Annotated in this window: 5 protein-coding genes and 2 pseudogenes; 3 read left to right on the top strand and 4 right to left on the bottom strand. The window is 47.3% G+C overall.

Annotated features, from left to right (window positions below):
• The 3 genes from RMR13_RS08095 to RMR13_RS08085 all read right to left on the bottom strand — a co-directional run.
• Positions 1-263: transposase (locus tag RMR13_RS08095; RefSeq protein WP_310600132.1), on the bottom strand; the 263-nt coding region annotated here is incomplete at its 3' end.
• 136 nt (positions 264-399) lie between these two features.
• Positions 400-3,324: a tetratricopeptide repeat protein gene (locus RMR13_RS08090; RefSeq protein WP_310600131.1), complete on the bottom strand. Its 2,925-nt coding sequence runs from the start codon at positions 3,322-3,324 to the stop codon at positions 400-402.
• 212 nt (positions 3,325-3,536) lie between these two features.
• A complete protein-coding gene (locus tag RMR13_RS08085) occupies positions 3,537-3,740 on the bottom strand; it encodes a hypothetical protein (RefSeq protein ID WP_310600133.1) in 204 nt (67 codons plus the stop codon).
• A gap of 216 nt (positions 3,741-3,956) precedes the next feature.
• Here RMR13_RS08085 and RMR13_RS08080 point away from each other — a divergent pair.
• Both RMR13_RS08080 and istB read left to right on the top strand, forming a co-directional pair.
• Positions 3,957-4,386 (top strand): annotated as a pseudogene (locus RMR13_RS08080) (IS21 family transposase); the annotation flags it as partial.
• Positions 4,380-5,154 (top strand): annotated as a pseudogene (istB, locus tag RMR13_RS08075) (IS21-like element helper ATPase IstB). The pseudogenes RMR13_RS08080 and istB, both read left to right, overlap by 7 nt.
• Before the next feature lie 222 nt (positions 5,155-5,376).
• Here istB and nadB read toward each other — a convergent pair.
• Positions 5,377-6,978 (bottom strand): L-aspartate oxidase, encoded by a 1,602-nt coding sequence (gene nadB, locus RMR13_RS08070; RefSeq protein ID WP_310600130.1) that lies wholly within the window; start codon positions 6,976-6,978, stop codon positions 5,377-5,379.
• A 141-nt stretch (positions 6,979-7,119) separates the two neighbouring features.
• Between nadB and RMR13_RS08065 the strand changes: the two genes are divergently transcribed.
• Positions 7,120-7,899 carry an AAA family ATPase gene (locus RMR13_RS08065; RefSeq protein ID WP_310600129.1) on the top strand — a complete coding sequence of 260 codons (780 nt, stop codon included), beginning with the start codon at positions 7,120-7,122 and terminating at the stop codon, positions 7,897-7,899.
• Positions 7,900-7,935 lie beyond the last annotated feature (36 nt).

Raw genomic sequence — 7,935 nt, 5'->3', positions numbered from 1 at the left:
AAAGAGTGCCGGTCGAGAATTTGAAATTCGATCGCATCATCCGACAGATTGTACAACGACTGCAGGATGAGAATCTTGAACAGCAAGATGACATCGTACCCCTTCGGCCCCACATTGGATTGCCGGTCTTTGTCACGGGCCTTTTCGAGCGCCGGACGAAACATATCCCAGTCCACGGCCTGTTTGATCTTGGTAAGCGGGTCACCGTTTTTGTCGATTTTGTGTAATCGGTCCTGCAGATCAAAAAAACCGGGCTGAATCATGGCGGCTCTCCATCGGGTCAGAAGGTGACAAGGTTCTTTAAAACGATGGAAACAATGGCATATTTTCGATAAATCAACAAGTTAATAGTTTAATTCGCCGCAGATTGCTGCATCTAATTTTCAAAATACCCTTCTATTATTTCAACATGTCCTCAGGTTGCACATGCTGAAACAAACTTGGTGTCACTTCTTTGGCTTTTTTGTAATCATTTAATGCAAGGTCCTTTTGTCCAAGCTTTGCATAACAATTACCTCGATGTAAAAAGTTCATACCGTTAATAGGTTCCAGATCGATAGATTTTGAAAAATCATCTTTTGCTTTGTTGAAGTCATTTTTTGCAAGGTACATTTTTCCCCTTTTGATATAATATATGCTCTTATTGTTATTTTTATCAATGGCCTTATTCAAATTTAATATACCTGCATCTGTATTTTTCATTTTTTCAAAAAGTAAGGTTCCGAGTTTATCATATACTTCATCGTTGTTGGGATCTATTTTGATAAATGCTTCATAATCATTTTTTGATAAATCGAATTTACCCTGATTGAAATACTCTCCTGCTCTGTACAGTAGTATTTTTTTGTTTTCGTTGTTAAATTTCATCTTCGTCCCTGTTTTTGTAAGTACTTCTCCTAGCTCAATAAAGGCGCTGGTGGAGCTTCCGTCTGTGTTTTTTAGCGATGTAATTAAATCATTTTCTGCTTTTTTGTACTCTTTTAGTTCTTTGTAACACCGTGCTCTTTCAATATAATGATATCCTTTTGGTTTAATGTGGATTGCGTTCGAGTAATCCTTTATGGCTAAATCAAATTTATTCATTTTTCTTAATAAAAATCCTCTTCTAGATAAATATTCATCATTTTCATTGTTTAATTCAATGGCTCGAGTGAAACAGCGCCTTGCTTGTTCTTTGTCGCCTCTTGAAAAGTATATTTCGCCAAGCTGATACCATGATCTATTATGCTTTGGATCAAGTGACAAGATTTCGTTGAATTGTTTTTCTGCCTTTTCTATTTGCCCAAGTTGCAAGTTATCATTCGCAAGTATTTCCAGCTGTTCTAGCTTGTCAATATTATGTATCTGTTGTTCTCTCATTCCATATTTTTCAACAAATATACGTGATTCTTCAATCATTGGGCCATATATAGCGGAAAGTTGCATGTCCTCAATTGCTTTTTCACGGTTACCAATGCTTTCTAGACTTAGTCCCCTGTAATAATATGCTTCGCCTACTGAAGAGTTCATATCGATTAGTTTACTTAAAACAGTAATAGCCATATCGTATCGTTGCTGCATGAATAATGATTTACCAAATATCAATATATATTTTTCATTTTCTGGATTTTTGCTAACAGCTGCTCCATAATAATTTGACGAGCTATCAAAATTATATTCTAAATTTTCTGCAATTTGCCCAGCTAGAAAATAGAGAGAGCCATTTTCAGGATCACGGTTAAGAAGGCTGGCCACGCAATCACGGGCTTTTTCTTTCATTTTCCGATAATAAAACCCCTCGCAATCTTTTAAGTTATATAAGGAATTTTCATCTAAAGACTGTTTGATCGTTTTTTTCCTTTCGCTCTGAAAATCTACAATCTGATCACTTTGTTTTTCATCAGCTTGTGACGTGAGTTCCTCATTAATATTTTTTTGAGTAATTTTTTCTGTTTTTTTGCTCATATATTTATCAAGAAATTCAATGGAAGCTTTTCTATATTTTTTGTCTTCTTTGAGAATTAACATATCTTCAATAGCACCATCAATATCGCCAATTTTATATTTTGCATTCGCTCGTTGATAACGGGACAAGGAGTATTCTTGATCAAGCGACAATGATTTTGTGTAGTTATCTATAGCGATATTATATTTTTCTTTAAAAAAAAGTATGTTTCCAATTGTGTAATAATAAAAGCTTTTGTGCGAATTATCACTTTTTTGCTCAATTATTTTTATAAAATTATTAATTCCACCGTCTATATCGTTATATTTATCTATTTTTAGCGATCCTAAATTGGCCAATGCAAATTTTGATTTTTTGTTAAGTGTCAATAAAATATTTAATTCTTTTTCAGCACTATCTTCCTTGTTCAAAATAAATAACAGTGAAATTTTCGCTTCAATGTACTTCTCCTCAGAAGGATTGTTTTTAACTAGACTTTCTATAGAAGTAAGTGCTTGCTGGTAATTATTTTCACGAATACTCAAAAGTGCTTCATAGTATGCGGGAAGGCTTGATTTAGGAAAATCAACTTTTAACCGCTGAACTCCTTTTTGAATTATACTTAGTGTTTCTTGGTCGATGTTTCCATTTCCAATACCTCGTGCTTTGACTATAAACATGCTAGGAACAACTCTAGACGTCAAAACATCAAATACTATTGAAAAAACAGCGCTCCCTTTTGGTGAATCATAGAAACATTTCTTCCAAAAATCCTGATATTCATTTTCTTTTCCAAACCATTGCGGCGCCAAGTAATACATCTTTCCATAATACGGAGTAAGCCAATAATTATCGGCCTGGATTGCTCTGCTAAACCAATTTTCCATCACTTCACGCGGGTACCCTTTCAGCAGGCACACAGTGATCATTTCTGAGGCACTATACGGGTCTTGCGGCTCTAGTTCGTAAGATTTTTCAAAATCAGCTTGAGCCAGTGCAAGGAATTTTTTCATATCTTGCCATTGCTTTTCTGTTACTTTTCTCGCTAATTCATTTCCTCTCGATTCTGATGCTTTCCGTAAATAATAATTTCCTCTTATAGAAAATGAGAAATGTGAGTTTGTATTCGCATTGCACCATTCATTTAATAGATCTTCATCATTTAATGATGAGAACTTTTTGTACAGTTTTTCGCTTGTACGAAAGCCATCGTCTGTTAATTTTTTTGAAACAAGATTTTCACGTAAAATTAAGTCAGCTTGTGAAAATGATTTTTTTTCAATTAAATTGAGAATTTTGTTGTATATTTCATTTGGCGATTGTGATTTGTTTTCAGCGTAACATATTTGTGTAATAAAAAGCATGAAACATGCAATAAATAGTATGATTATCCTTTTCATATTTTCTCCTCGCAAAATTATTGGTTATTTTGAATCAAATGCTGTTTTAGCTGAATTAGTAGGTGGAATCGGTGGGGTTTCGCAATATGTTGCCTGGATCCGTGACGCCCTCGGCTAGACCTCCTTTTTAGGTCTGTCGAGGGCGGCTATCCGCCTTGTTGGCTGATACTGGTGTTTTTCAACCGAACGCAAAGGTCACTTTGGCGTCTCAATCATTGAAAAAATGCCGGCTGCAGCGCAACTGCAACCGCCGGCCGGTGGTGACCAGCCGTCGGAGCAGATACTTCAATTTCTGGATCACGGTTCTGAACCGTCGGCGTTTGGCCGAATGCCTCGCCGGTGGGTATTGTTGCGTTGCTTCGGTGTGCAAAGAAAGGCTCTGAGTGAAAAATTTCTTTTTCTACATTGAGCCACATGCTTCTTGGTCAGATTTTGCCTTGCAAATTACGCTATGTCTGGTTTGAGCGTATGAAGTCTCGTGAGAAAAAGTAAAGCGAAATTTCTGATGTGCGTTGGTTGAATTATAGCAAATTACTTGTGGCGGTAAAAAAGAATTTCGAAAAAACGCTTATGAGCTTGATGTCACCAATGGGCGTCGGTTTGGTACAAAAGATAAATTGAAGTGACAAGGACACCGGTTTCATCGGGGCTTGTGGGCCATGGCCCGTCACTTCGGCTTTGTGCCCCGATTATGTCGGCCGTACCGGGCAAAGACCAAGGACAAGGTGGAACGTTTCAGCCGGTACCTGCGGTACAGTTTTTACATACCGCTCACCTCGCGGCTTTCCCAAGCGGGCTTGCAGCTCGATGCGGCGACGGCCAACGCGGAAGTGCGGAAGTGGCTTGCCGAGGTGGCCAACAGCCGAGTGCATGGCGAGACCGGCCAACGGCCCGATGAAGCATTGATCATCGAGCGTGGATCACTCCAGCCTCTGCTGCCCCGATTGACGGTGGACACAACCGCGGTTGTGCCGGATGCCCTCCCCCCTGTGGCCGGTGGAATCGCTGCAGCGGTCGCCCCAGGTGTACGAAGCCCTGTTTCTGGAAGAGGCGCCATGCTGAGTCCACACGAGCGGATCCAGATCCTTTGCGACCAGTTGAAGATCCAGGCCATTCAGGGATGCTACCCCGATCTGGCCGAGACAGCGGCTGCCAGCGAGACCAGTTATATCGATTACCTGGAAGAGATCCTCAAAGCGGAACAGGCCATGCGCCAAGGACGGTCTCGCCACACACTGGCCAAACTGGCCGGATTCCCTGCCATCAAGACGCTTGAGGAGTATGATTTCGATTTCGCCACCGGTGCTCCTCGGCAGCGGTTGCTTGACCTGGAGCGGAAGGAAAATGTGGTCTTGCTGGGGCCGAGTGGAACCGGCAAGACGCACCTGGCGATTGCCTTGGGCTATCGGGCGACACAAACCGGGGTCAAGGTCCGATTCATCTCGGCGGCCGACCTGATGCTGCATCTGGAAAGTGCCCAGCGCCAGGGACGCTACCAAAGAGGTCCTGCGGCGGAGCGTGCTTGGCCCGAGATTGTTGATCATCGATGAGATCGGCTACCTGCCGTTCAGCGACACCCAGGCCAATCTCTTTTTCCAGGTGATCGCCAAACGCTATGAATCCAGCTCGGTGATTTTGACCTCGAACCTGAGCTTTGATGAACGGGAGCAGGCTTTCGGCGGCAACACCGCCCTGACCTCGGCCATGCTCGGCCGGCTGTTGCACCATGCCCATGTGGTCCAGATCAGTGGCGACAGCTATCGACTCAAGGAGAAATGCAGAGCCGGGGTGCTTGGGCAACAACTCAACGCTGTACAAATGGAAAACTGAACCAGGCGGTGGGTCAATTCTTGTTTGCCGAACAGACGACAAACTGGGTCATTTTTCCCTTGCCGATGATATGAAGGAGTAGGGGCTGAGCCCCGAGCAGCAGCAGGAGGCGATGAGGCAGCTCAATGAGGCCATGCAGCAGATGCAGAAGGCGAAACAGCCGGTCAAATAGACCAAATACGGACAACGGCCCCGAAGGAACACTCTTTCGGGGCCGTTTTTTTATCTTTGCAGGATCGTATCCTTGAGGTACCCGGTGTCGTCCTTGGTCGGGTAATCGAGAATGTAGTGCAGGCCGCGCGATTCCTTGCGCAAGCTGGCGCTTTGGACGATCAGGTCGGCGATCACCGCCAGGTTGCGCAGTTCGACCAGATCCGGGGTGAGCAGGTAGTCGTAGAAATGTTCCTTGATTTCCGCCAGCATGAAACTCAGCCTGGTCTGGATCAGATCGAGCCTTTTTTTTCGTCTGACAATCCCAACATAATCCCACATTAGTTGCCGCAGTTGGTCCCAGTTGTGCTTGATCAGGATGGATTCATCCAGCACCGCGGCGCCGCCGGTACGCCAGGGCTCCACCTCGATGCGGGGCGGCTTGGCCGTGGTTTCTATGGCTCCTTTGAACCAAAGAGCCGCCCGGTGGGCAAAAACCACGGCTTCGAGCAACGAGTTGGAGGCAAGTCGATTGGCGCCATGCAGGCCGGTGCAGGCGGTTTCGCCCAGGGCCAATAGATTGGTAATCGAGCTGCGGCCCCACTCGTCCACCATCACCCCGCCGCACATGTAATGGGCCGCCGGCACCACCGGGATGGGTTTCTTGGTGAGATCCACCCCGTATTTTTTGCAGATGCCATAAATGTTGGGAAATCGTTTCATGAGAAACGGCGCGGGCTTGTGGGTGATGTCGAGGAACACGCAATCCGTGCCCGTGGCCTTCATTTCCGCGTCGATGCCGCGCGCTACCGCGTCGCGAGTGGCCAGGTCGCCGCGGTCGTCGTATTTTTTCATGAAGGCCTGACCCTGCTGATTGATCAGGATGCCGCCCTCGCCCCGGACTGCCTCGGAAATAAGGAAATTTTTTGCCTCCCGGTTAAAAAAGCAGGTGGGATGGAATTGGATGAATTCCATGTTGGCCACTTTGGCGCCGGCTCGATAGGCCATGGCCACGCCGTCGCCGGTGGCGATATCCGGGTTGGTGGTGTAGAGATAGACCTTGCCACAGCCGCCGGTACAGAGCACGGTTACGCCGGCGGGGTAGGCCTCGACCTCGCCGCTTGTCCGGTCCAGAACATAGGCGCCGAGGCAGCGGTCGCCGTTGTTCCGCTCCCGCCCTTGCGCTTTTGATTCGATCAAAAGATCGATGGCCAGGTGATTTTCCAGGACCTTGATACTGGGTGTCGCCGCGATCTGCTCAAGCAGGGCCCGCTCGATTTCCTTGCCGGTGAGATCCGAAGCGTGGGCTACCCGTCGCGCCGAGTGGCCGCCTTCCATTCCCAAGTCAAACCCTTCGCCATTCTTGCCTTTCTGGAAGCATACCCCCAATTCGACCAGTTCCCGCACCCGGTCCGGCCCTTCGCTGGCGACAATCCGGACCACGTCTTGGTTGCAGAGACCATCGCCGGACACCAGGGTGTCGTCGATGTGCGCCTCAATCGAATCCTCCACCGAAAGGACCGCTGCCACGCCGCCCTGGGCCAGGTTGGTGGCGGTGTCCGCCTTATTTTTCTTGGTAACCAGGGTCACCCGGGCAAAGGGTGCCACTTTGAGCGCAAAGGAAAGCCCTGAAACGCCGCTGCCAATGATCAGCACATCGCTGTATTCCGCCATAACCTGCGAGTCCCGGACCATGTTTCACGTGAAACATGGGTAAATGTGGTTGAAGAAAAAGAGAAAGGTTCTCTGGGCAGCGAGAGTATAGTATACTCCCCGAATGTTTCATCAACAAAGCATCATCGGGGTATATTTCTAGTGGATACGCGAATCATTGCTCTGGCGAACCAGAAGGGCGGGGTCGGCAAGACCACCACGGCCTTGAATCTGGCCGCCGTTCTGGCCGCAAAGGGCAAAAAGGTGCTGCTGGTCGATTCCGACCCCCAGGGCAACGCCTCCAGTGGCTTGGGGGTGCGGGCGACCAGCGGTGACAAGAACATTTATAATTGCTACATCGGCGCCAAAGAGGCTGCCGATTGCATCATGCCAGCCAAACAGAAGAATCTATCCGTGCTGCCGGGCTCCATCGATCTGGTCGGGGTCGAGGTCGAACTGGTCAACCAGGAGAGCCGGGAAAAGCGTTTGAAGTCGGTGCTCCGCTCGGTCATGGACCGATTTCACTATGTGCTCATCGATTGTCCACCCTCACTTGGACTGATCACCATCAACAGTTTGACCGCCGCCGATTCGGTGCTGATCCCGCTGCAATGCGAATATTTCGCTTTAGAGGGCCTGGCCCTGCTGGTGCAGACCATCCGCAAGGTGAAAAAGAACCTCAACCGGGAATTGTACATCGAAGGTCTACTGCTGACCATGTACGACCGCCGCAACCGCCTGACCCACTCCGTGGCTAGCGAGATCCAGAATCACTTCGGCGAGCAAGTCTATCGGACGGTGATCCCGCGGAACGTGCGGCTGAGCGAGAGTCCGAGCCATGGCCAGACCATCCTCGAATACGATGCGGCCAGCAGCGGCGCCAAGGCCTATCAACAACTGGGCACGGAATTTCTTAAGCGAGCCAACCGGGTGAGGGGATAGCATGGCGAAAAATGTTTTGGGGCGTGGCGTGGGAGC

The organism is Desulfobulbus sp., from assembly GCF_031547805.1.
In the GTDB taxonomy this organism is placed as follows: Bacteria; Desulfobacterota; Desulfobulbia; order Desulfobulbales; family Desulfobulbaceae; genus Desulfobulbus.
The sequence above is the reverse complement of the archived record's forward strand: the minus strand, read 5'-3'. Positions and strand labels throughout refer to the sequence as shown.